The sequence below is a fragment of the Streptomyces sp. NPDC051636 genome, from assembly GCF_044453765.1.
GTDB lineage: Bacteria > Actinomycetota > Actinomycetes > Streptomycetales > Streptomycetaceae > Streptomyces.
The window spans coordinates 147295-169468 of sequence record NZ_JBITDA010000001.1 but is presented as its reverse complement, the minus strand read 5'-3'; the positions used below and the strand labels follow the sequence as shown (position 1 = coordinate 169468).

At 71.2% G+C, this 22174-nt stretch carries 19 protein-coding genes and 5 pseudogenes; 11 read left to right on the top strand and 13 right to left on the bottom strand.

Going from position 1 to position 22174, the window contains the following annotated elements; translation table 11 throughout:
* The first annotated feature begins 2 nt into the window (after window positions 1-2).
* Both efeU and ACIBBH_RS00800 read left to right on the top strand, forming a co-directional pair.
* Window positions 3-875: an iron uptake transporter permease EfeU gene (gene efeU, locus ACIBBH_RS00805; protein ID WP_399400510.1), complete on the top strand. Its 873-nt coding sequence runs from the start codon at window positions 3-5 to the stop codon at window positions 873-875.
* The gene (locus ACIBBH_RS00800; RefSeq protein WP_399400508.1) at window positions 835-1827 is read left to right on the top strand and encodes a hypothetical protein; all 993 of its coding nucleotides are present in this window, start codon (window positions 835-837) and stop codon (window positions 1825-1827) included. Before efeU ends, ACIBBH_RS00800 begins: the two co-directional genes overlap by 41 nt.
* Window positions 1828-1836: 9 nt before the next feature.
* Here ACIBBH_RS00800 and ACIBBH_RS00795 read toward each other — a convergent pair whose 3' ends face one another.
* The 5 genes from ACIBBH_RS00795 to ACIBBH_RS00775 all read right to left on the bottom strand — a co-directional run bounded on the left by ACIBBH_RS00795 (window position 1837) and on the right by ACIBBH_RS00775 (window position 6800).
* Entirely contained in the window at window positions 1837-2571 is a 735-nt protein-coding gene (locus tag ACIBBH_RS00795; RefSeq protein ID WP_399400506.1) for a bifunctional DNA primase/polymerase, read from the bottom strand.
* A gap of 94 nt (window positions 2572-2665) precedes the next feature.
* A complete protein-coding gene (locus ACIBBH_RS00790; protein ID WP_399400504.1) occupies window positions 2666-3280 on the bottom strand; it encodes a TetR/AcrR family transcriptional regulator in 615 nt (204 codons plus the stop codon).
* Window positions 3281-3300: 20 nt separating this feature from the next.
* A complete protein-coding gene (locus tag ACIBBH_RS00785; RefSeq protein WP_399400503.1) occupies window positions 3301-4329 on the bottom strand; it encodes a small ribosomal subunit Rsm22 family protein in 1029 nt (342 codons plus the stop codon).
* Window positions 4330-4338: 9 nt separating this feature from the next.
* Entirely contained in the window at window positions 4339-5544 is a 1206-nt protein-coding gene (locus ACIBBH_RS00780) for a serine hydrolase domain-containing protein (RefSeq protein WP_399401448.1), read from the bottom strand.
* Entirely contained in the window at window positions 5469-6800 is a 1332-nt protein-coding gene (locus ACIBBH_RS00775; RefSeq protein ID WP_399400501.1) for a multidrug effflux MFS transporter, read from the bottom strand. The genes ACIBBH_RS00780 and ACIBBH_RS00775 overlap by 76 nt, the downstream gene beginning before the upstream one ends.
* A 98-nt stretch (window positions 6801-6898) precedes the next feature.
* On the opposite strand from ACIBBH_RS00775, the gene ACIBBH_RS00770 reads away from it, so the two are divergent.
* Together ACIBBH_RS00770 and ACIBBH_RS00765 are read left to right on the top strand one after the other, a co-directional pair.
* Entirely contained in the window at window positions 6899-7897 is a 999-nt protein-coding gene (locus ACIBBH_RS00770; RefSeq protein WP_399400499.1) for a Gfo/Idh/MocA family protein, read from the top strand.
* A 28-nt stretch (window positions 7898-7925) separates the two neighbouring features.
* A pseudogene (locus tag ACIBBH_RS00765) lies at window positions 7926-8379 on the top strand (SDR family oxidoreductase); the annotation flags it as partial.
* A 308-nt stretch (window positions 8380-8687) separates the two neighbouring features.
* On the opposite strand, the gene ACIBBH_RS00760 reads toward ACIBBH_RS00765, so the two are convergent.
* On the bottom strand, window positions 8688-9860 hold the full coding sequence (locus ACIBBH_RS00760; RefSeq protein WP_399400497.1) for a D-alanyl-D-alanine carboxypeptidase family protein: 1173 nt from the start codon (window positions 9858-9860) through the stop codon (window positions 8688-8690).
* Between the two features lie 193 nt (window positions 9861-10053).
* Window positions 10054-10245: pseudogene (locus tag ACIBBH_RS00755) on the bottom strand (aldo/keto reductase); the annotation flags it as partial.
* A 447-nt stretch (window positions 10246-10692) separates the two neighbouring features.
* On the opposite strand from ACIBBH_RS00755, the gene lanKC reads away from it, so the two are divergent.
* The 3 genes from lanKC (at window position 10693) to ACIBBH_RS00740 (ending at window position 14915) form a co-directional block, all read left to right on the top strand.
* On the top strand, window positions 10693-13254 hold the full coding sequence (gene lanKC / locus ACIBBH_RS00750) for a class III lanthionine synthetase LanKC (protein WP_399400495.1): 2562 nt from the start codon (window positions 10693-10695) through the stop codon (window positions 13252-13254).
* Window positions 13255-13447: 193 nt separating this feature from the next.
* Window positions 13448-14653 carry an MFS transporter gene (locus ACIBBH_RS00745; protein WP_399400493.1) on the top strand — a complete coding sequence of 402 codons (1206 nt, stop codon included), beginning with the start codon at window positions 13448-13450 and terminating at the stop codon, window positions 14651-14653.
* A 52-nt stretch (window positions 14654-14705) separates the two neighbouring features.
* The gene (locus ACIBBH_RS00740; RefSeq protein ID WP_399400491.1) at window positions 14706-14915 is read left to right on the top strand and encodes a hypothetical protein; all 210 of its coding nucleotides are present in this window, start codon (window positions 14706-14708) and stop codon (window positions 14913-14915) included.
* 39 nt (window positions 14916-14954) lie between these two features.
* Here the strand turns inward: ACIBBH_RS00740 and ACIBBH_RS00735 are convergent, their stop codons facing one another.
* Complete coding sequence (locus ACIBBH_RS00735; protein WP_399400489.1) at window positions 14955-15875, bottom strand: helix-turn-helix domain-containing protein; 921 nt, start codon at window positions 15873-15875, stop codon at window positions 14955-14957.
* 268 nt (window positions 15876-16143) lie between these two features.
* Between ACIBBH_RS00735 and ACIBBH_RS00730 the strand changes: the two genes are divergently transcribed.
* Complete coding sequence (locus ACIBBH_RS00730) at window positions 16144-17055, top strand: BTAD domain-containing putative transcriptional regulator (RefSeq protein ID WP_399400487.1); 912 nt, start codon at window positions 16144-16146, stop codon at window positions 17053-17055.
* Window positions 17056-17207: 152 nt separating this feature from the next.
* Here the strand turns inward: ACIBBH_RS00730 and ACIBBH_RS00725 are convergent.
* The 3 genes and pseudogenes from ACIBBH_RS00725 to ACIBBH_RS00715 form a co-directional block, all read right to left on the bottom strand.
* Window positions 17208-17518: pseudogene (locus ACIBBH_RS00725) on the bottom strand (methyltransferase type 11); the annotation flags it as partial.
* A 496-nt stretch (window positions 17519-18014) separates the two neighbouring features.
* Window positions 18015-18360: pseudogene (locus tag ACIBBH_RS00720) on the bottom strand (aldo/keto reductase); the annotation flags it as partial.
* Between the two features lie 106 nt (window positions 18361-18466).
* Window positions 18467-18793, bottom strand: a complete 327-nt coding sequence (locus tag ACIBBH_RS00715) for a nuclear transport factor 2 family protein (RefSeq protein WP_399400485.1) — start codon at window positions 18791-18793, stop codon at window positions 18467-18469.
* Window positions 18794-18926: 133 nt separating this feature from the next.
* On the opposite strand from ACIBBH_RS00715, the gene ACIBBH_RS00710 reads away from it, so the two are divergent.
* Window positions 18927-19484 carry a DoxX family protein gene (locus ACIBBH_RS00710; protein WP_399400483.1) on the top strand — a complete coding sequence of 186 codons (558 nt, stop codon included), beginning with the start codon at window positions 18927-18929 and terminating at the stop codon, window positions 19482-19484.
* A 43-nt stretch (window positions 19485-19527) separates the two neighbouring features.
* The gene (locus ACIBBH_RS00705) at window positions 19528-19854 is read left to right on the top strand and encodes a MazG-like family protein (RefSeq protein WP_399400481.1); all 327 of its coding nucleotides are present in this window, start codon (window positions 19528-19530) and stop codon (window positions 19852-19854) included.
* Between the two features lie 107 nt (window positions 19855-19961).
* On the opposite strand, the pseudogene ACIBBH_RS00700 reads toward ACIBBH_RS00705, so the two are convergent.
* A pseudogene (locus ACIBBH_RS00700) lies at window positions 19962-20165 on the bottom strand (Scr1 family TA system antitoxin-like transcriptional regulator); the annotation flags it as partial.
* Window positions 20166-20338: 173 nt separating this feature from the next.
* On the opposite strand from ACIBBH_RS00700, the gene ACIBBH_RS00695 reads away from it, so the two are divergent.
* Entirely contained in the window at window positions 20339-20635 is a 297-nt protein-coding gene (locus ACIBBH_RS00695; RefSeq protein WP_399400479.1) for a hypothetical protein, read from the top strand.
* Between the two features lie 163 nt (window positions 20636-20798).
* Here the strand turns inward: ACIBBH_RS00695 and ACIBBH_RS00690 are convergent, their stop codons facing one another.
* Complete coding sequence (locus ACIBBH_RS00690) at window positions 20799-22154, bottom strand: LLM class flavin-dependent oxidoreductase (RefSeq protein WP_399400477.1); 1356 nt, start codon at window positions 22152-22154, stop codon at window positions 20799-20801.
* Window positions 22155-22174: the final 20 nt, after the last annotated feature.

The window sequence follows — 22174 nt, the reverse complement described above, 5'->3', positions numbered from 1 at the left end:
CCGTGTTCTCCAACTACCTGATCGGTCTGCGCGAGGGCCTGGAAGCCAGCCTCGTCGTCTGCATCCTGATCGCCTACCTGGTCAAGACCGGCCGCCGGGACGCCCTGAAGCCGATCTGGACCGGCATCGGGATCGCGGTGGCCATCGCGATGGGCTTCGGGTGCGTTCTCGAATTCGGCTCGGAGGAGCTGACGTTCAAGGCACAGGAGGCGCTCGGCGGGTCCCTGTCGGTCCTCGCGGTGGGCCTGGTGACCTGGATGGTCTTCTGGATGCGGCGCACCGCCCGGCATCTGAGGTCGGAGCTGCACGGCAAGCTGGACGCGGCCCTGGCCATGGGCACGGGCGCGCTGGTGGCGACGGCGTTCCTGGCCGTGGGCCGGGAGGGCCTGGAGACCGCCCTGTTCGTGTGGGCGTCCGTGCACGCGGCCAGCGACGGCACCCCGCGCCCGCTGGTCGGCGTGGCGCTGGGCCTGGCCACGGCGGTGTTGCTGGGCTGGCTGTTCTACCGGGGCGCTCTGAAGATCAACCTCGCCAAGTTCTTCACGTGGACCGGCGGCATGCTGGTCGTGGTCGCGGCGGGCGTGCTGGCGTACGGCTTCCACGACCTGCAGGAGGCCGGGATCGTCCCGGGTGTGACGGACCTGGCCTTCGACATCAGCGGCACCATCCCGCCGGACAGCTGGTACGGCACCCTCCTCAAGGGCGTTCTGAACTTCCAGCCCGATCCGACGGTGATCCAGGTCACGGTGTGGCTGCTGTACCTGATCCCCACGCTCGCGCTGTTCCTCTCCCCGGTAGGGTTCGCCTCCGGGAAGGGGAAGGTGAACGTACCTGATGACCAGGGATCGCAGCCCTCGCAGGCTCCGCAAGCGTGACCGGAGCGCGCTCATAGCGGCCTCGCTGAGCGCTTTGTCGCTGACGGCGAGCGGATGCGTGGTGGTGCACGGGGAGCGCGAGGTGCTCCCCGCCGCCACCCGTGCCGAGGCCGCGAAGGCGCTGAAGCAGTTCACGGACGCGTACAACAAGGCCGACAAGGCGTACGACAGATCCCTGGACGCGAAGTACGTCACCGGCGCGTTCGCCGACATCGACGGGGCCCGGTTGAAGGCCGGGCACGTGAACAGCCCGGGCGGCAACGCCGGGCACACGCCGCTGAAGCTGTCGGACGCGAAGTACACCATCGTCAAGAAGGCCGGCTGGCCGCGCTGGTTCGTGGTGGACGCCGCCGCCAACAAGGGCGGCGACGCGCGCTGGCTGTTCGTCTTCACCCGCGACGACCTGGCCAAGGCCTGGCAGGTGGCGTACGTGACGCTGGTGACCCCCGACAGCGTGCCCGAGTTCAAGAAGGACAAGGACGGCTGGGGCGAGGCCGTCCCCGCGAACTCCGCCTCACTGGCCGTCAGGCCGCAGGCGCTGAGCCAGAAGTACGCGACGTACCTGAAGAGCGGCGGGCCGGCCTTCGCGGACGGCACGCACACCAGCGGGTGGCGCGCGGACCGCGTCAAGGGCGCCAGGAAGCCGGGTCTGGTCACGCAGTACATCGACGAGCCGCTGACCAGCGGCGACTACGCACCGCTGGCGCTGCGCACGGCCGACGGCGGGGCGCTGGTGTTCTTCACCACGCACCACTACGAGAAGGAGACCGCCGCCGCCGGCACCTCCGTGCCCGTCCCCGGCAAGGACGTGCAGGCCCTGACCAAGGGCGAGGTCAAGCAGTCGCTGACGCTGGAGCTCGTCTCCAACGAGGTCGCGCTGGACCCGAAGGCGGGCGGCAAGGTGTCGGTGCTGGGCCGGATCCAGGGACTGACGGCGGCACAGGGCGGATAGCCCGCGCGCTCAGTGCCGCAGCGGCCAGGCCGACGCCGGGTGGCCGGGTTCCTCGCCGGCGTGGCGGGCGCAGGCGTCGGTGAGGGCCTCCAGCAGGCTCAGCGGGTCAGGCAGCGGATGCTCCGGGCCGCGTACCCAGCGCACGGTCCGGCCGTCGCCCGGCAGCCGGGCCGGCGGGACCAGCACGTACGAGCCCCGGCAGTGCCAGCGCAGGCCCGGGTGCTCGTCCATGGTCTCGGGGTGGCAGTCCAGCTCACACGGCCACCACTCGTCCTCGTCCTCGGGCGTGCCCCGGGTGAGGGCGAAGAACAGCATGCGGCCGTCGTCGCTCTCGGCGACCGGCCCGACCTCGACGCCGGAGCCGAGCAGCCTCTCGAGCGCCTCCCGCCCGGCCTCCAGGGGCACGTCCAGGACGTCGTGCACCATGCCGGTCGCGGTGACGAAGTTGGCCTGCGGCTGGTGCCGGGCCCAGCGCTCGATCTGGGCGCGGTCGGTGGTGGACTGCGTCTGCCAGGCGAACGACACCGGGTGCCGGGCCGGGGTGGGACAGCCCACGCGGTCGCAGGAACAGCGGTAGCCGGGCGCGGGGTGCGCGGCGGGCGCGAGCGGCAGTCCCGCTCCGGCGGCGGCCAGCAGCAGGGCCTCACGGCCGCCGTCGTCGGCGGTCTCCTTCGGGCGCCGTCCGCGCAGCCACTGGGAGATTCTGCCCTGCCGGCCGGACCGGCCGTGGAACGTCCCGCTCATCTATCCCCTCGCCTCGCCGTTGTGCGGACAGCATGCCCTATCGTCCCACCTTCCCGTGCTCCGGGGGGCATCCGGGGCAAGGCCGACCATGCGGTCAGCGCGGGGCGAGACCGTACAGCGCATAGTCGACAAGGGTGTCGGTGTAGCCGTGGGAGAGCGGCCCGGTGCGTTGCAGCCAGCGCTGGGCCAGCGGCGAGACGAACAGTTCCAGGGCGATGCGCGGGTCGATCCCGGCCCGCACCTCCCCCGTGTCCTGCGCGGCGCGCAACCGGTCGACGTACAGCTGGAGCTGGGGTTCGAGGAGCTTGCCGACGACCTGGCGGCCGAGCTGCTCGTTGACCACGCCCTCGGCTGCCAGCGCCCGGGCCGGGGCGTCGAAGCGGGGGTCGAGGAGTTCGTCGACGGTGGCCCGCAGCACCGTCTTGAGGTCGGCGGCGAGGTCACCGGTGTCCGGGACGCTGTACGGCTCCTGCCCGGCCTCCCGGGCCGTCTGCTCGCCCAGGTCCAGGAAGGCCTCCAGCAGGACCTCCGCCTTCGACGGCCACCACCGGTAGATGGTCTGTTTGCCGACCCCGGCCCGGGCGGCGATCCCCTCGACGGTCGTCTTCGGGTACCCGGCCTCCGCGACGAGGGCGAGGGCGGCGGCGTAGATCGCGCGACGGGACCTCTCGCTGCGGCGCGTGGCGTCGGGCGCTGGCTTCTTGACCATGGGTCGAAGCTAACAAGCGGCTATGACACCGGGTCGTGGGGCTCCTCCGGCGGCCACGCGTCGCCCCAGTCCGCGTCCCGTGCCGCCTTGTACAGGTCGCCGTGGCGTTTGGTGACCGTCGTCCGGCGCAGCTGCTCGTCGGCCTCGCACAGGTCGAGGAGGACCTGGCCCTTGCGGATCTGCGGGCGCCGGACCACGCGGGCGGGCGCCGGGGTGACGCCGGGCGTGCGGGCGGGGGCAGAGGGGAGGCGGGTGGCGGCGACGTAGCTGAACTTCTCGTCCTCGTACGCCAGGGAGCCGCCCTTGACCTGGCGGTGCAGGGAGGAGCGGCTGACCCGCGCGGAGAAGTGGCACCAGTCCGTGCCGGGCGCGATGGGGCAGGCGGCGCTGTGCGGGCAGGGGGCGGCGACCCGGAAGCCGGCCTCGATGAGCCGGTCGCGGGCCTCGATGACGCGGGCGTAGCCGGCCGGGGTGCCGGCCTCGACGATCACGACGGCCTGGGCGGCGTGCGCGGCGGCGTCGACGAGGGCGGCGCGGTCGGGCTCGGAGAGTTCGTTGAGCACGTAGGAGGCGGTGACCAGATCGGTGGGCTCGAGGGTGAGGGCCGCGCCGATGCGGGCGCGCTGCCAGCGGGCGTCCCGCAGCGCCGGGTGGGTAGCGGCGATCTCCCTGCCGAGGGCGAGCGCGGGCTCGGCCCAGTCCAGCACGGTCACCGGCCGGGGCCCGTCCCAGGTAGCGGTGACCGCCCAGGTCGCCGCGCCGGTCCCGCCGCCGACGTCGACATGGCTGCCCGGCACCCACCCGGGCACCGCGTCCGCGAACGCCGCCAGCGCCGACCGCACCGCCTCGAAGGTCGCCGGCATCCGGTAGGCGGCGTACGCGGCGACGTCCGCGCGGTCCCGCAGGATCGGCGCGTGGGTCGGGGTTTCACCCCGGTAGCTGGCGATCAGCCGTTCCACGGCCCCGGCGGCCTGTCGGGGCGGCAGCCCGTCGAGCAGACCGGTGAGGGTGGCGCGGAGTCTTTCGGCCGGGGTCAGGGGGTCGTTCACCCGGCGATTCTATGGCCGCGGACAAACCGCCCTGGCCAGATGGGTCGCCGCCGCTGCCCTGGGCCGGCTGTCCGGCGGCCGCCTGCGGGGATGGACGGTGTTGGCCAGGAGCACCAGGAACGTGTCCGTCGCCGGATCCAGTACGAGCGACGTCCCGGTGAACCCCGTATGGCCCGCCGCTCCCCGGCACGCGAGTTCCCCCATGAACCACGGCTGGTCGACGGCGAAGCCCAGGCCGGGCGGGGTCAGCAGGAGTTCGACGAAGTCGGGGCCGAGGATACGCGCGGGGCCGTAGGCGCCGCCCGCGAGGAGGGTGCGGCAGAAGACCGCGAGGTCCCGGCCCGAGCCGAACAGGCCCGCGTGCCCGGCCACCCCGCCCAGCGCCCAGGCGTTCTCGTCGTGGACGACGCCCCGCAGCATCCCCCGGTCCGCCTTGGCCCACGGCCGCCGCTGGTCCTCGGTGGCCGCCGCGCCCGGGCACGGCCCGAAGCGGGTCGAGGTCATCCCCAGCGGCCGGGTGATGCCCTCGTGGACGAGGACGTCGAGCGTGCGGCCGGTGACGCGCTCCAGCACGAACTGGAGCAGGAGCATGTTCAGGTCGGAGTAGAGGTAGGTCCCCGGTTGCCCGGTCGGCGCCTCGGCCCGCAGCAGCGCCAGCCGCGCGGTGTCGTCGGGGCAGTCGTACAGCGGCAGTTCGGGGCGCAGCCCCGAGGTGTGGGTGAGCAGCTGCCGTACGGTGATGCCGTGCTCGGCGGCACCACGGAACTCGGGCAGGTAGGCGCCCACCCGGGCGTCGATGCCGAGGGTGCCCCGCTCGATCTGCTGTACGGCGGCGACCGAGGTGAACAGCTTGGTGAGGGAGGCCAGGTCGAAAGGGGTGTCGACGGTCATCGGCACCCGTTCGGCGGGCGGCAGTTCGACGCCGGCGTCGGTCTGCGGGTCGTAGGAGACGTAGCGCACCGCCCAGCCGGCCGCCTCGCGCACGGCGATCACCGGCCCGCGCCCGGCCACCGCGACGACGCCCGCCGCCCAGGGGCGTTCCCCGGTGGTGAGGTCGCGGACCTCGCGGACCAGGTGGCCGAGTTCCGTGGCGTCGAGCCCGGCCCGTTCCGGGGTGTCGACGCGCAGTCTCGGTGCGCTCAGCTCTCCTCCCCCACTCTCGACGTCGCTCGCGCGGGACGACCCCCGCCCTCCGTCCCCGTACGTGTCTTCCAGGGTCGGCACATTCCCACGAAGCAGGCCAGCGCGACCAGTGCTCCGGCCAGCTGGACGACGGCCATGGGCACGGCGGTGTGCTCCCCGGCGACGCCGACCAGCGGCGAGGCGACCGCTCCGACCAGGAAGGAGCAGGTGCCGAGCAGCGCGGAGGCGGAGCCGGCGGCGTGCCGGGTGCGCAGCAGGGCGAGGGACTGGGCGTTGGGCAGGGTGACACCCATCGCGGACATCAGCACGAAGAGGGCGGCGGCGACGGGGGCGAGGCCGACGTGCCCGAGGGCGCCGGCGGACATCAGCAGCAGCGCGGTCGCGGCGAGGACGGTCACGGTCAGGCCGACGGCCAGCACCTTGTCCAGGCGGACCCGGCCGGCCAGCACCTTGCCGTTGACCTGCCCGGCGACGACCAGGCCGACGGAGTTCAGGCCGAACAGCAGGCTGAAGGTCTGCGGGGAGGCGCCGTATATCTCCTGGATGACGAAGGGCGAGGCGGATATGTAGGCGAACAGTGCGGCGAAGGCGAAGCCGCCCGCGAGCATGTAGCCGGTGAAGGGCAGGTCGGCGAGCAGGCCGCGCATGGCGCGCAGGGCCTCGGCGACGCCGCCGGCGTGCCGTTCGGCGGGCGGCAGGGTCTCGGGCAGCCGGAGCCAGACCACCGCGGCCAGCACGGCCCCCACCACCGTCAGCACCACGAACACGCCCCGCCAGTCCGTCACCCGCAGGATCTGTCCGCCGATCAGCGGTGCCACGATGGGCGCGGCCCCCGATACCAGCATGAGGGTCGAGAAGAAGCGGGCCATGGCCACGCCGTCGTACAGGTCCCGTACCACCGCCCGCGCGATGACGATCCCGGCCGCGCCGGCGAGCCCCTGCGCCAGCCGGCAGGCGACCAGGGCCTCGACGGTGGGCGCGAAGGCGCACAGGGCGGTGGCGACCAGGTAGACGGCGAGGCCGGCGAGCAGGGGGCGCCGGCGGCCCCAGCGGTCGCTCATCGGGCCGATCACCAGCTGCCCGAGCGCCATCCCGGCCAGGCAGGCGGTGAGCGTGAGCTGGACGGTCGCGGCGGGTGCGTGCAGGGCGCGGGTGACCTCCGGCAGGGACGGGAGGTACATGTCCATGGCCAGCGGGGGCGTGGCGGTCAGGCCGCCGAGGACGAGGACGATCAGCAGGCCGGTGCGGCGCGCGGCCGGGACCGACGGCTCCCGCGGTGCGGACCCCTGCCCCAGTTCCGGTGCCGACGCCGCCGCGTGCTCGCCCATGTGCCCCTCCCTCTCCGACTCGACCGCCACCTATGCTCTCAGCTCGTACACCATGCCGGTCGTACACGGTGCCGGGGATCACATGAGCGAGGGTGGGGATGGCGGAGCGGAGCGTGCGGTGGGGGATCCTGGCGACGGGCGGGATCGCCGCCGCGTTCACGGCGGACCTGGTGGATCTGCCGGACGCGGAGATCGTGGCGGTGGCCTCGCGGAGTGAGGAGTCGGCGCGGGCGTTCGGGGAGCGGTTCGGGATCCCGCGGGCGTACGGCGGCTGGGAGTCGCTGGCCGGGGACGAGGACATCGATGTCGTGTACGTCGCCGCCCCGCACTCGGCGCACCGCGCCGCCGCCGGGCTGTGCCTGGAGGCCGGGCGGAACGTGCTGTGCGAGAAGCCGTTCACCCTGAACCTGCGCGAGGCCGAGGAGCTGGTCGCGCTGGCGCGCGGGCGCGGACGCTTCCTGATGGAGGCGATGTGGATGTACTGCAACCCGCTGGTACGGCGGCTGAAGGCGCTGGTCGACGACGGCGCGATCGGCGAGGTGCGCACCGTGCAGGCCGACTTCGGTCTCGCCGGTCCCTTCCCGCCCGCGCACCGGCTGCGGGACCCGGCGCTCGGCGGCGGTGCGCTGCTCGACCTCGGTGTGTACCCGGTGTCGTTCGCGCACCTGCTGCTGGGCGAGCCGTCCGACGTGGCCGCGCGCGCGACGCTGTCCGCCGAGGGCGTCGACCTCCAGACGGGCGCCCTGCTGTGCTGGGACGGCGGCGCGCTCGCCTCGGTGCACTGCTCGATCGTCGGCGGTACGTCCGTCTCGGCGTCGGTGACCGGCTCGCACGGCCGGATCGACATCCCGTACGGCTTCTTCCACCCGGACCGCTTCGTGCTGCACCGCGACGGCCGCGACCCGGAGGAGTTCGCCGCCGACCCGGCCGACGGGCCGCGCAGCAGCCTCAGGCACGAGGCGAAGGAGGTCATGCGGGCGCTGCGGGCGGGCGAGACGGAGTCCCCGCTGGTCCCGCTGGACGGCACGCTCGCGGTGATGCGGACGCTGGACGCGATACGGGAGCGGATCGGGGTGCGTTATCCCATGGAGGTCTGAGGTGGTGTGACTCGTGGGCTGCGGGGCCATGAGTGCCAGGGGTTCTGCCGGGCAGTCGAAGATCGCGGTGGTGACCCGCGCCGGTTCCGGCATCGGGCGGGCGGTCGCCGTGGAACTGCTGCGGGCCGGATGGCCGGTGGGGCGGCGCCGGGAGAAGCCGGCGGGGACGGGGGCACTGGCGCCCTCGGGCGCCTCGCCGGCCGTACGCGCCGATGTGGCGCGGCCCGAGGAGGTGGCCGCACTGTTCGCCGCCGCCGTCGACCGCTTCGGGCGCGTCGACCTGCTGTTCAACAGCGCGGGCGTCTCCGGCCCCCGCGGGTGCCCGTCGAGGAGCTGTCCCACGACGCCTGCCGGCACGTGGTGGACACCAGCCTCAACGGGGCGTCCTGTGCGCGCAGGCGGCGTACCGGCAGATGAGGGAGCACAATCCGCGGGGCGGGCCGATCATCAACGACGGCTCCGTCTCGCGGAACTGCCTCCGGAGGCGAACGTGCGGTTCGCGACGGTCCTCGCGACGACGATGCCGTAGGTGGGTCGCGGCTGGGCGTCCCACGGTTCGTCAACTCCTCGACCCACACAAGCGGAATTTCAACGTCTGCGGTATTGCGGCCGATAGGGGGCCTATGCTCAAATTTCCTCCACCAGAGCTTCACATGTAGAACACTGGGGTTCCGTCGACCACACCGAGGGGGGAAGCGGCAGCCGTTCCACGGCACCGGAGTGGGGGTGGACCTCGCACGAAGGCGCGGGGTACGCACCGGTGGGTGGAACGGCTGCCGCTTGAATCGGCCTACGCCGACTGCTCCGCGTCCGGTCCGCCCCCGGCCGGTGCCGCCGTCCTGCGCCGCCGCAGCGCCCACGCCCCCGCACTGAGCAACGCGACCGTCCCCGCGGCCCCTTCCAGCAGCCGCCAGGCCGACGAGCCGCCCGAGCCCGGCGCCCCGGCGGCGGCCTCGGCGGCCCTGCGCGTCGGCGTCGGACTCGCGCCCGCCTTCGCGCCGCCCTCGCTGAGCGGCTCGACCAGCGTGCCGACCGCCTGCGCCGAACTCCCTTTGCCGAAGCCCCAGTCGAGCAGCGCGGCGGTCTCCTCGTAGACGGCGTTGCCGCCACTCTCGGGGTGCATCACCGTGACGAGCAGGGTGCGCCCGCCGCGCACGGCCGCGCCGGTGAAGGTGTTGCCGGCGTGGCTGGTGTAGCCGTTCTTCACCCCGATCAGGCCCTGGTACGTGTCGAGGCCCCACGCCCCCGTCAGCAGGCGGTCGGTGTTCTGGATCTGGAAGGTCTTCTTGCCGCCCGCCGGGAAGCCGGCGGTCCTCGTGCCGCAGTAGCCCCGGAAGTCGCCGTCCCTCAGCCCGTGCCGGGCGAAGAGGGTCAGGTCGTACGCCGAGGACAGCTGGCCCTTGTGGTCGAAGCCGTCGGGGCTGACCACATGGGTGTCCAGGGCCTGCAGGTCCTCGGCCTTGGCCTGCATCTCGGCGACCGTCTTCGCCAGCCCGCCGTTGAGGTGGGCCAGGACGTGCACGGCGTCGTTGCCGGAGCGCAGGAACACGCCCTGCCAGAGCTGATGGACGGTGTAGGTGATGCCGGGCTTGACGCCGACCAGGCTGGAGCCGGCCGGGACGTCGGCCAGGTCGGCGTCGGTGACCTTGTACTTCAGGTCGCGGTCCAGCTTCCGCAGCACGGTGTCCGCGAACAGCATCTTCAGCGTGGACGCGGGTGCCAGGCGCCGGTGCGCGTTGAACGAGGCGAGTACCTCACCCGTGTCGTGGTCGGCGACGAGCCAGGAGCGGGCGGTGAGCTTCCCGGGCAGTCCGGTGGCGCCGCGCACCTGGATCCCTGTGCGGGCCAGCCGCTCGCCGCCTATGGCCGTCGCGGCGGAGGCGGGTGCGGATGCCGACAGGGGAAGGGCGGCGGCCGTCAGACCCAGGGCGGCACGCCGAGTGAGCCGAGAACAATCACGCATCCCGGGACCGTACACCGAGCCCGTCAGAGGAAAACCTGACCCTCTACCCACTTTCTCAGGCCTGACACACGCCTGAAAACGCTCTACGGCCTGGGGACGGACACGACCGTCCCCAAGGCCCGGTCCGCCCCCGAGGCCGGCAGCTCGCAGGGCCCGAACTTCAAGTTCGGCGCCAAGCCGAGCGACTCCTCACAAGCCGGAGCATGTCGGGCGCGTCCTGGAGGACGTTGAGCGCGTGCTCGGCCGTGCAGTGCGCGCCCTTGGCGAAGACGGCGGCGCGGGCGGGGTCGTCGGTGCTCCAGGCGTAGGCACGGATGAGCCCCGAGCGTACGAACTCCTCGCGAGCCTCCCGGAATTCGGCCGCCTTTTCCGGACCCGCGTCGCCGCAGGTGCAGCTTGTAGGGCTTTGAAGGAGATACGCCCCCTCGGGCCGGTGTTCCACCTCGTGGTCCGGGTCGGCGACCTGGGCCAGCGTGACACCCGGCTGCCCCTTCGGGTCGCCCGGGCCCGCGACCAGACCTGCCGCGCAGTGACTTCGGCGTCGGCTTGGCCAACCCGAGCAGCCCGCGGAAACCGCCTGGCTGAGCCGACTGCCCGCGCCTTCGGTGGTCTGTGACAGCGCGGCGGTGATCGTCGGCAGCCGGATGCGGATCCGTTCGGCGATCTGGCCGGCCTGTTCGACCATCCGGGACCGGGTCTCCGGGCCGAGCTGATCCACCTGTCGACCGGTTGTCGACGGATTGTCGACGGCGACTGCCAACCTCGACCACATCGTACAGCGGGGTTCGGCGGTGACAGCGGCGTTCGCCTCCGCATCAGAACGGGGACCGAAATGGATGAGCAGAGCTACTGGGCCTACTGCCTGGCGGACGACACCTTCTTCGAGACACCGGACCGGATAGACGACGCCGGCAACCGGTTCGTTCTGGCGGACCGTCCTGTTCCCGGCGGCTGGCAGCGTGATGAATGGGACATGTGGGTCGGTCTCCACGCGCCCCACGCCGCCGCCCCCTCCCAGGGGTGGAAGATCCACGTTTCGGTGACCTTGGCCGAAACACCGCAGTGTCTCGACGCCGTCTGGGACTACTGCGTGGCGAATGCGATGAGTTTCAAGTTCCTGCGCAGCCGGGACGCGGTTCTGCTGGCCAACGCGAAATACGCGACGCGGGGCGCCAGCGGCAAACTCGCGACGCTGTACCCGCGCGACGAGGTGCAACTCGCCCACGCGCTGGAGACGCTCGGCGACCGGCTCGGCGGCATGACCGGTCCGTACGTCCTGGGTGATCTGCGCATCGGCGCTGGTCCGCTCTACGTGCGTTACGGGGCGTTCACTGAAATGTGGTGCCAGGGCGACGACGACCGACCGGTACTGGCCATCAAGGATCCGCACGGAAATCTCGTCCCTGATCGCCGGGCACCGGTTTTCACCGTGCCGGAATGGGTCCGGACGCCGGAGGTATTGGAGCCCCATCTGGAAGCTCTGCGCTCGGGTGGCGACGCGGCACTTCCTTACGAGGTGGAAAAGGCGCTTCACTTCTCCAACGCCGGGGGCATCTACCTCGCCAAGGATCGGTCAGGTGCACAGGTGGTGCTCCGGGAGGCGCGGCCGCACGCCGGCGTCGACCGGCACGAGCGGGACGCGGTGGCCCGGCTGGGCCTGGCGCGGACCGCGCTGCTCAGGCTCGCCGGGCTCGACTGCGTGCCTCGGTTCCTCGATTACCTCGTGGTGCAGGACCACCACTTCATGGTCGAAGAGTACGTGGACGGTATGACATTGCTGGAGGCCATCCAGAGTCACCGGCCCATGGTGCATCCGGCACCGGCTGCCGCGCAGATCGCCGAATACCGGACCTGGGCCGTCGAAGTGCTCGATCGGGTGACGCGGGCGCTGATGGCTGTGCACGCTCGCGGAGTCGGCTTCGGGGACCTGCATCCGCGGAACGTCCTGATCCGGCCGGACGGCCGGATCGCGTTCGTGGATTTCGAGTTCGCCACTGATCTGACCGACGAGGCGCCGCAGGACGTGGCGGTGCCGGGGTTCACCGCCCCGGCCGACGCGACCGGCGCAGCGGTGGATCTCCACTCCCTGAGCTGTCTTCGGCTCTACCTGTTCACAATGTCCAACCAGCTGATCGATCTGGACCGGCGCAAGGTCACGACGCTGGTCAGGCAGGCCTGCGAGACCGAGGGAATGCCCGCCGAGCTGGGCACCGAGCTGATGCGAACGCTGAACCCCGAAGGCACAGAGCTCGGGCGGGACGAGGCCGCCGAGTTCTTCATGCCGGAACACCCGTCCTGGCCCCGGATCCGGGATTCCCTGGTCGCGGGCATCCACGCCAGCGCCACGCCGGACCGCCCGGATCGGCTGTTCCCCGGCGGGCCCGCCCAGTTCCGCACCGGCGGTGCCGGGATCGCGCACGGCGCCGCGGGAGTACTCTTCGCACTCCACCAGGTCGGCGCCGCTGTACCGGAGGACTACATCGCCTGGCTGGTCCGTGCTGCCCGGGAATCACCCGGACGGCCACCGCATGGGCTCTACACCGGCACCCACGGCGTCGCCGCGGTGCTCGACACGCTCGGCAGACACGATGAGGCACTGGAGATGCTGAAGTCGGCCCGGCAGTTCGACCACCTGCGGTCTTCGACGAACCTCTACGCCGGGACGGCCGGCCGGGCGCTCAACCTACTGCACTTCGCGCACGTCACCGGTGACGACGAACTACGTGAGGCCGCCATGCGCGCCGGCGAAGACGCAGCCGACGTGCTGATGGGGCGGACGAAATGGACAGGTGACCAAGGCTTGTTGCGCGGGCCCGCCGGAATGGCGGTGCTCTTCCTCCGGCTGCACGAGGAGACCGGCGCATCCCGCTATCTGGATCTCGCCCACCGGGCGCTGCGCGCCGACCTCGATCGGGGCGAACTGCTTCCGGACGGGACCTTCCAGCTCCGGGACGGCCACCGTTATCTGTTCTACCTCGACGGCGGCAGCGGGGGTGTCGGGCTCGTCGTCCGGGAGTACCTGCGGCGACGCGACGATCCCGAGCTGGACCGGATCCTGGCCGGTATCCGGCGGGGTTTTTCGGTGCCATTCGTCTATCAGCCCGGGATGTTCAGCGGACGCGCGGGCATCATCGCGATGATCGCGCAACTCGGCATCGAAGAGGACGGTCCCGCGCTGCGGGAACACGTGCGACGGCTCGGCTGGCACGCCCTGGACCGCGGCGGAAACCTGGCGTTCCCCGGCGAGCAGCTGCAGCGCGTCTCCATGGACCTGGCGATGGGCTCGGCAGGCATCCTGCTGGCCCTGCACGCGGTGTACGAGGGTACGGCGGCGGTTCTGCCGCTCCTCGACCTGCGGTCGCCGACAGCCCAGCTAGTCAAGCGAGGGAGGTGAAAACAATGGCGTCCATTCTGGAATTGCAGAACCTTGCTGTGGTCGACGCGGTCGACAGCCGGAGCTGCTTCAGCTTCGAGTCCCCTAGCAAGACCAACTTCCGGTTCTGAGTTGCGTGGGAACGGCGCGGTTTGCCACTGCCGGGTGCAGTCGGCAAACCGCGTCGCCCTGCCGCGGTCGAGGAGGCATCGGCGTGGACGGCACGACGACCGGCCTTCCGCTGCGGAAGAACCGCGATTTCCGGCTGCTGTGGTTCGGCGGGCTGCTGGCGAACCTCGGTTCCCGGATGTGGACACTCGCCTTGCCGCTGCTGGTCCTTCGGGAAACGGGCTCCCCGGCCGAGGCCGGGCTGGTCGGTTCGGTCGCCGGCATCACCCTGGTCGCCACGGTCATCCCGGCCGGCGCGGTCGCGGATGCCGTCGAGCGCCGACGGCTGATGCTCGGCTGTGAGCTCGCCGGGGTGGCGGTGTCCGTCACGCTGGCCATGTCGGTTCTGGCCGGGAATCCGATGCTATGGCTGATGCTGTCGGCCGTCGCGGTGGTTTCGGTCCAGGGCCTGGTGTATCTCCCGGCGGCCAACGCGCTGCTGCGTGCGGTCGTCCCCGCCGGCCAGGTCGGCCCCGCCCTGTCCCGGTTGCAGGCACGGGAGGCCGGAGCCGCGGTCGCCGGCCCGCTGCTGGGCGGTCTGCTGTTCGGGGTTTCACCGGCGGTGCCGTTCGCCGCCATGGCAGGCGGTCTGCTCGTGTCGTTCTCGTGCCTGCTGGCGATTCGGGCACGGTCTGCACCCGGTCGGACAGAACGCCCGCTCACTCCGCGGCACATGGTGGCCGGACTGCGGTTCGTGTGGCGTCAGCGCTACGTGCGAACAGTCCTGGTCGTGTTCGGCGGTGGGCTCAACGCCGCGTTCGGCGGAGTCATGCTGGTGGCGCTCACCACGGGTGCCCGGACGGACCCCAGCGGACGTTCCAGCGGAGCGATTGTCGCACTGGCCGCCGTTGGCTCGCTCGTCGGTGCTCTGCTCGCGCCACGGCTTCGCGCGTTCGAGCACACCCGGTCCGCGGTGACCCTCTGCTGCTGGACGGCGGGCGTCATCGTGCCACTGCTCGCGGCGGTCACCGCGCCGCTGCTGATCGGCGCTTTGCTGGCCGTGGTCCTGTGCGTCACGGCAGTGGGCAATGTCGCGTTCAGCACCGAGCTGCTCCAGCTCACCCCCGAGAAGCTCACAGGCCGGGTGAGCTCCGCCACGAACTTGATCTCCATGGCGTCCCAGCCGATCGGTCCGCTGGCCGGCGGCCTCGTGGCCGACCGGTTCGGGCACGCGATCGCTTTCCTCGTGTTCGGCGCCGTGATCGTCATCGGTGCCGTCGTCCTGACAGCTTCGTTGCGGCACCACACCTGATGGCAGCAATGAGGGGTGCCGGTAAGAACTCTGTCCTTAAAGGCACCCCGGCTTGATCACCATCCCAGGCGCGACGGGTAACCTGGCCCGGCTGGTGGACGTCGTGGGACGGCAGTTGGTGGTCGGCGGGCGGGGCGGCAGCCTGGTCCTGGGCTACCAGGACAACAACTACGACGACAACGGGTACTACGCGCACGACAACGGAACCGGCGACCAGTGCCTCAACTCCGTGAACGCCTTCGTTCACATCGTCATCTCCTGACACACGCAGCGCAGTTGTCCGGCCGGTGGGAGCACCCGATCAGGTGCTCCCACCGGCCGGACCCGTTGCCGCCTCCCGCACCTGCAGCGGGGTACACCCGTACTCGCGCCGGAACGCCCGGTGGAAGCTGGTGACGTCAGCGAACCCCGCCGACACCGCCACGTCGATGACCCGCAGGTGTGACCGTGCCGGGTCCTGCAGCTCACGCCAGGCGTGCTCCAGGCGGCGGTGCCGCACCTCGGTGGCGTAGCTGCGCTGCTGCCCGGCGAAGACCGCGTAGAGCAGCCGCGCCGAAACCGCCAGGCGGTGGGCGGTGGCCGGCGCGCAGAGGTCGTCGTCGGTGAGGTGCTCGTCGATGTCGTCCAACGCGGCCCGGTGCAGCCGGTCGCCTCGCACCGCCGGGAGGTTGGCGGCGAGTGGCTGCTCCAGGGCCACGGCGATCAGTCCGCAGGTGTGGGCGGCCAGTCGCGCCGCAGTCTGCGGGGCGAGGTCGCCGCGGCTCAACGCGCCCAGCGCGTGCCGGACCGCGGCACCCACCCTGGCACGGGTGTCCACCCGGATCGCGGTCGGCACGCCCTGCCCGAGCTGGCTCTCCAGCAGCGGGCCGGGCAGGTACAGCGAGAGCTGTACGAACGCCTCGGGGAAGTCGAAGGCGAACGGTTCCGCGGTGTCGACCACTGCCAGGTCACCGGGCCGTAGCACGGTGGAACGGCCCTGCTGCGTCATCCCGCTGACCCCCTGCAGCTGGAGGTTGGCATAGTAGCCACGGCGCGGGGCGCGGTCGATGTCCCGGTCGGTGCGGCTGACCCGCTGGCGTTGGGAGTCGATCCTGGCCAGGCTCAGGTTCGCGAACTGCCACTGGGTAACTGCGCCGGTGAATCCGTTGCGCCGGTCCGACTCCGGGGTCAGCGACAGGAACGCCTCGCAGATGAGCTCGCGCCAGTCGGTGAAGCTGTCCACCCGCGCTGTCTGTCGCGCTGATCCGTGCTGGACCATCAGTGCCCCCAACCCCGACGTGGCGGGTCCACAGGCCGGCTCCTGCACAACGGGCAAGTGAACCGCGCAGCCCTTGCAACACCCGCACGCGCGGGATCGTACACCGTGGAGGGTACAGATCGAACGCCTGTGACCGTACGGGCAGCGGGAGTTGAGGGTGAAGCGTCGACGGGGAGGGGGATCGCCGGTGGCGACCCAGCAGGGCAGATTCGAGTTCAGGTTACTGGGCCCCTTGGAAGCGGTCGGGGACGGCAGGGCGATGCCGCTGGGCGGACCGCAGGTGCGGGGCGTGCTGGCCCGGCTCCTGGTGGATGTGGGGAGGACGGTGAGCGTGGCGGCGCTGGTCGACGAGCTGTGGGGGGAGCGGGCGCCGGGTGACGCGCACCGGACCGTGCGCACCTACGTCTCGCGGCTGCGCCGGGCGATGGCAGGTCCGCCGCGCGATGGCTGTGGGGAGGTGCTGGTCACCCGCCCGCCGGGGTACCAGCTGGCGATGGACCCGGAGGCGGTCGACGCGGTCCGGTTCGAGCGGCTCGCCGCCCAGGGACGCCAGGCCCTGGCCGAGAGACGCCCCGGGCCGGCTCACGAGTTGCTCACCGCGGCCCTGGCACTGTGGCGCGGCTCTGCCCTGGCGGAGTTCGAGGGCCTGTCTGTGGTCGGTTGCGAGGCGGTGCGGCTGGAAGGGCTCAGGCTCACCGTGGTGGAGGACCGCATCGAGGCGGCGCTGGCCGCCGGGCAGCACGGGCCACTGGTCGGCGAGTTGGAGGGACTGGTTCGCGCCCACCCGGTGCGGGAACAGCTCCGCGGCCAACTGATGATCGCTCTGTACCGGTCCGGGCGGCAGGCCGAGGCGCTGGGCGCGTTCGAGGACGCGCGGTCCGTCCTGGTCGACGCGTACGGGGTGGAACCCTCACCCCCGCTGGTCAGCATCCATCAGCGGATCCTCCGTCAGGAACCGGATCTCGGCCTGGGCGCTGTGGTCGCGACGGCCGCCCCCAGACCGATCGCCGACCTCAGACCCCCGGCCCCCGCCACTGCGCCCCGTCACCCTGCTCCCGCCGCCGCAGCCCCCACCCCTCGTCCGAAGCCGCCGCCATCGCCTCCACCCGGGCTTGATGTGATGGGTGAATGCCTCGGCCGGTGAATACGCAGAGTGATGACTGGCTCCCGGGTCACCGTCGCAATGTTTTTGCGTGTCTCTGAGCTCACCGGCCTGAACTGCCACGACATCGCCAGCGCGCGGGCGGCCAACCGGGACCTGGCCAGAGCGCTGAACCGACGCGGCTGATGTCGTGGTCACCGAGGCCGGTAGGTGGTGGCCGGCACGGAGACGGTGACCTGGTCGGGCAGGAGGCCGTCACCGTTAAGGTCTCCGCGGTTCAGGTGGCGTGCGTTCGGCGTCATCCCCACCAGGTCGAGGGCATCTTGCCTGGCCAAGGACGCGACGTACTCGACCCGCTGGGTATCGGCGGCCTCGAAGAAAGGGTCCAGTGCCTTGTGCAGGCGCTGTCCTTTGCCGGATCGATCGTGACCATCGCGGGCACCTGACCATGTAGCTCGGCCAGGTGCCGCTGGGCAGGACGTACCACGATCAACCGGCCGGTCGGGGCCCGCGCCGGGTCGTGCACCAAGCCCAGGTACTCCCGGATCCAGGAGCGATAGCGCTTCGCCGTCCGCTCCTCCACCGCAGGCCTGACATCCTCTGGCAAACCCGCCGCCACACGCACACGGACCACGACCATCGCCGGAACCTCGTCCAAGCCCGGGAAATAACCCAGCCGGGCACAAGACTTCAGCAACACCAGCAGCGCGAGGAGCATTCCAGGCGGCCATGGGTTGGCTTCACCGCCCACGCGATCTCAGCCTCGTCCGGTGTGAAGAACTGCGCCAACTCGCGTTCGGAGATGATCCGTTTGAACTGCGGATACGCCGTCCGCTCCACCGACGCCACAACCACACAGCCAATCACATGATCGGCAGCACACTACCTGTCCCAGGACCTACGATCGTCACGGATCGTCATGGCGCTACGGACACGCCCCGCAGCCAGGAGTTACACAGCGTGACCAAGTGGCCCGTTTCGCGCGCATCTCCTCCGCACCCCTTGTAGAGGTCGACGTGGTCGGTGCCGAGGCGGCGCAGGGATGCGGTGAGCGCGCGGCGGGCGTACTCCGGGGAGTCGTCGGCGCCGGTGAGGGGGCGGGTGTCCGCGTCGAAGACGTTGCCCCACTTGGTGGCGACGACCTCGTCCCGGCGCTTGCCGGGAGCGCGGCCCGAGGACGCCCTCGCTGTGCCCGGCGCCGTAGGTGTCGGCGGTGTCGAAGAAGGTGACACCGAGGTCGAGGGCGCGGCGGACGGCCCGTACGGACTCCTCGTCGTCGGCCTCGCCCCACCCGAGGGGCTGCCCGTCGGCGGCCTGCCACTCGCCGCCGATGGCCCGGGAATACAGCTGAGCGCGCTCGGCTTCGGCCGCTACTGCGTCCCCGTGTCCTGTTGCTCTCCTTGCGAAGGACGCCAGGAGTCGGAGCGCACCCGAAGGCAAGCCCTTGCGGCGGTCAGGCCTGCCCGGTCTCGAAGCGCGAGATCCGCCCGTCGTCCTCCACCACGAAGGTCCACTTGGTGCGCATCTCGCCCCAGGTGTCGTTGCGGTAGCGGGCGACGAGCGTGCGACCGCCGCGGGACTCGTTGTCGACCTCCATGTGCCCGCGGGAGGAGAAGATCTCCCGGTCGATCCATTCGGCGAGGTCCCGGTCGGAGCCGTCGTCGGACATGGTCGCGCCGGGGGCGAGGAGCGCCATGAAACCCTCGCGGTCATGGGCGTTGACCGCGTTGACGAAGGCCCGGACGGCCGGGTCGCTGAGCTTCGCTGTCTGAATCGTCATGCCAGTCAGAGTCACACCGCGCCGGGGGAGCCGCCACCCGAACGGCATCCCGGGGAGGCCCACCGGGTGTGGATGGTGCGACGGTGGAACCGCGTGGGGGACTGTTCCCGCCGACCGCCTGACTGGAGCGACCGTGACCTGTTACGACCGACGCGATCTGGGCCTTCTGCTGCTCCGGCTGGGTACCGGCGGAGTGCTGGCCGCCCACGGCGCGCAGAAACTGTTCGGCTGGTTCGGCGGGCACGGCCTGGAGGGCACCGGCCAGTTCATGGAGTCCGTCGACTACGCCCCGGGCAAGGCCGGCGCGACGGCGGCGGGCCTGGCCGAGACGGGCGGCGGCACACTGCTGGCGCTGGGCCTGGCGACCCCCGCGGCCGGTGCGGCGGCGGCCGGCGCGATGGCGGGCACGGCGGCGGTGCACAAGCCGAACGGCTTCTTCGCCCAGGAGGGCGGCTACGAGTACGCGGCGAGTCTGGCCCTGGCCGCGACCGGCCTCGCCGTCACCGGCCCCGGCCGGCTCTCCCTCGACCACGCGCTCGGCCACGTCTTCGACCGGGGCTGGATGGTCCCGGCGGCCCTCGGTGTGACGGCGGCGGCGACGGCCGTGGTGATCGGGGCGCGGAACAGGCGGCTGCAGAAGTCCAAGGAAGGCGAACAGGACCCCTTGTTCGAAGACCTGCTCGAGGACTGACGGACGGGCCGCATCCCGCGAAGCACATGGCAGGCTGCGGCCCATGAGCGATCAGGACCCGGACCTGTGGCCCACCATCGACGCCCTGTGGACCTGGCTGGCCGGCAACCGCCCGCACGACGGCGTGGACACCCTCCTCCTGCGCGTCCTGAAACTCTCGGAGGAGGTCGGCGAGGTCGCCCAGGCGGTGATCGGCGCGACGGGCCGGAACCCGCGCAAGGGGGTCACCCACACGTGGGGGGACGTCGAGGCCGAACTGTGCGACGTCGTCATCACGGCGCTGGTGGCCTTGCGCACGCTGACGCCGGAGGCGCGGGAGGTGTTCGGGGAGCATCTGGCGCGGGTGGCGGAGCGGTCGCTGGGGTCCTGAGGAGGCCACGACAGATGAGTGGGCCTGTAACGCCGAGGAGGAGGGCGGGACACGCGAAAGCCGCTGTGGCGCCGTCCTGCTTCCAAGCCCGGAGGGTCCATCCGAGAGGCCACGCGCCGCTCGATGGTGCCCTCGTCCAACAGCGGCTTGCGCATCTCGTACAGGGCCCTGGTCCGGCGCTTGGCCTGCAAGAGGCCGGGCACGTCGTGGTTGTTGTAGAGGTTGATCTCAACGGCTTCCCGTTCCAGCTTGGCGTAATTCCTGAACCACGCCGGATGCCGGACCCTGGCCTTGTTCGTGGCGTTCTCCACGTCCTCGACTGCGACCCTCAACAGCCCGCTCGCGTGGAGCACTTCGTCCGCCGCCTCAAAAAACTCCCGCTGCGGCGTCCGTCTCCCCCGCTCCAGCGACGAGCAGTATCGCCGGCTTGCAGCGATCAGTATCGGACTGCATCCGGTCGAATTTCTATATCACGACCTCCGGCATGCTCAACCCGGCACTCCTGCAGCATGCCCTGTCCGTTACCTCCGTCGACCGATTGATTTTCTCAACCGACTACCCCTTCCAACGGCCAACCAGAGAAGAAATCGATTCCTTCCTGAACCACTTCTCGTCAGACACGGAACGTCAACAGTTCTCGTCGGCCAACGCGGCATTTTTGTACGGTATCGACCTCCAGACCTCGATCTCGCTTGAGGACGCCGCAGAAGGAGATGCGGAGGGTGTCGCCAGCCCCTTCGCGGAAGCCGCAGCACTAGCTTTGCCGGGCCGGCAGCCCTGATTGTCGGGCGCCCGCAGCTTGGCGCTGTGCTACACCGATGAATTCTCCACGCGAATCATTCGACGGATGCTCGTGCGGGCGCCGGCCAGGTTGTCCAGAGCCTCTTGGAGCTGGCTGGTCAACTCGCCACGCGGCCAGGGGCCTGCTCCCGCTCGGTCTGCTGTCAAGCACCGGACACCTGGGGCTCTGCCTGGTGGAACTGGTTGGCCGGTACCGGCAGCCCGTAGTGCTCGCGAAGGGTGGTGCCTTCGTATTCCTCGCGGAACAGGCCCTTGCCGCGCAGGATCGGCAGGACGTGCTCGATGAAGCTCTCCAGGCCGGACGGCAGGGCGGGCGCCATGATGTTGAATCCGTCGGCGGCACCGCCCTCGAACCAGGTGATGATCGTGTCCGCCACCTGTTCGGGTGTGCCGATGAACTCGAAGTGGCCACGGCCGCCGCCGAGCCTTGAGATGACCTGGCGGACCGACAGCTTCTCGCGTACGGCGAGCTCGATGATCAGGTCGGAGCGGCTCTGCGAGCCCTCCAGCTTCGGTCTCGCGAGGATGAAGTCCGGCAGGGGCTCGTCGAGTTCGAACACCGACGGCTCGGTCTCGAAGACCGCGGCCAGCTGACGCAGTCCGTACTCCGGGACGCGCAGGTCGTCGAACTGCTTCGCCAGCGCCCGGGCCTCCGCCTCGGTCGACCCGATGTACGGGACGATGCCCGGCAGCACGATCACGCCGTCCGGGTCACGCCCCGCGGCCCTGGTCCGTGCCTTGATGTCGGCGTAGAAGCCGGCCGCGCGCTCGTACGTCTGGTGGGCGGTGAAGATCGCCTCGGCGTGGCGTGCCGCGAAGTCCTTGCCGTCCTCGGAGGAGCCGGCCTGCACGAGCAGGGGGTAACCCTGCGGCGGACGCTCGACATTGAGCGGGCCGGCCACCGCGAAGTGCGTTCCCCGGTGGTCGGGCCTGTGGAGCCGGGCGGGGTCGGCGTAGCGCCCCGTGGTCTTGTCGGCGACGACGGCCTCGGACTCCCAGCTGTCCCACAGTGCCTTGGCGATGTACAGGAACTCGTCGGCCCGGGCGTACCGCTCGGCGTGGCCCGGGCGGCCCACGAGGCCGAAGTTGGCCGCCTCGTCGGCTCCGGCCGAGGTGACGATGTTCCAGCCGGCGCGACCACCGCTGACGTGGTCGACCGACGCGAGCCGGCGAGCCAGGTTGTACGGCTCGTTGTACGTCGACGACACGGTCGCGATGAGTCCGATCCTGCTGGTCGCCTGCGACAGCGCGGTCAGCAGGGTGAGCGGCTCGAGCTGGCCCGGCGGCCGGAACTCGCCCGTGCCGGTGATCGCCGGGCCGTCGGCGAGGAACAGCGAGTCGAACTTGGCGCTCTCCGCCAGCTGAGCCAGTTCGATCCAGTGCCTGAGGTCGAAGTCCGCCCGCGGGTTGCTGTGCGGGAGCCGCCACGCCGCTTCGTGGTGGCCCGCCTCCATGAGGAAGGCGTTGAGGTGGAGCCGGCGTCTTGTCTGATCGCTCACGACTTGTCTCCAGTCCGTTC

Coding starts and splice junctions, on each gene's coding strand:
- ACIBBH_RS00760 (WP_399400497.1), bottom strand. CDS start 9,860: ATGCGTGATTGTTCTCGGCTCACTCGGCGTGCCGCCCTGGGTCTGACG.
- ACIBBH_RS00795 (WP_399400506.1), bottom strand. CDS start 2,571: ATGAGCGGGACGTTCCACGGCCGGTCCGGCCGGCAGGGCAGAATCTCC.
- lanKC (WP_399400495.1), top strand. CDS start 10,693: ATGGATGAGCAGAGCTACTGGGCCTACTGCCTGGCGGACGACACCTTC.
- ACIBBH_RS00705 (WP_399400481.1), top strand. CDS start 19,528: ATGAGCGATCAGGACCCGGACCTGTGGCCCACCATCGACGCCCTGTGG.
- ACIBBH_RS00775 (WP_399400501.1), bottom strand. CDS start 6,800: ATGGGCGAGCACGCGGCGGCGTCGGCACCGGAACTGGGGCAGGGGTCC.
- ACIBBH_RS00770 (WP_399400499.1), top strand. CDS start 6,899: ATGGCGGAGCGGAGCGTGCGGTGGGGGATCCTGGCGACGGGCGGGATC.
- ACIBBH_RS00715 (WP_399400485.1), bottom strand. CDS start 18,793: ATGACGATTCAGACAGCGAAGCTCAGCGACCCGGCCGTCCGGGCCTTC.
- ACIBBH_RS00790 (WP_399400504.1), bottom strand. CDS start 3,280: ATGGTCAAGAAGCCAGCGCCCGACGCCACGCGCCGCAGCGAGAGGTCC.
- ACIBBH_RS00800 (WP_399400508.1), top strand. CDS start 835: ATGACCAGGGATCGCAGCCCTCGCAGGCTCCGCAAGCGTGACCGGAGC.
- ACIBBH_RS00695 (WP_399400479.1), top strand. CDS start 20,339: ATGCTCAACCCGGCACTCCTGCAGCATGCCCTGTCCGTTACCTCCGTC.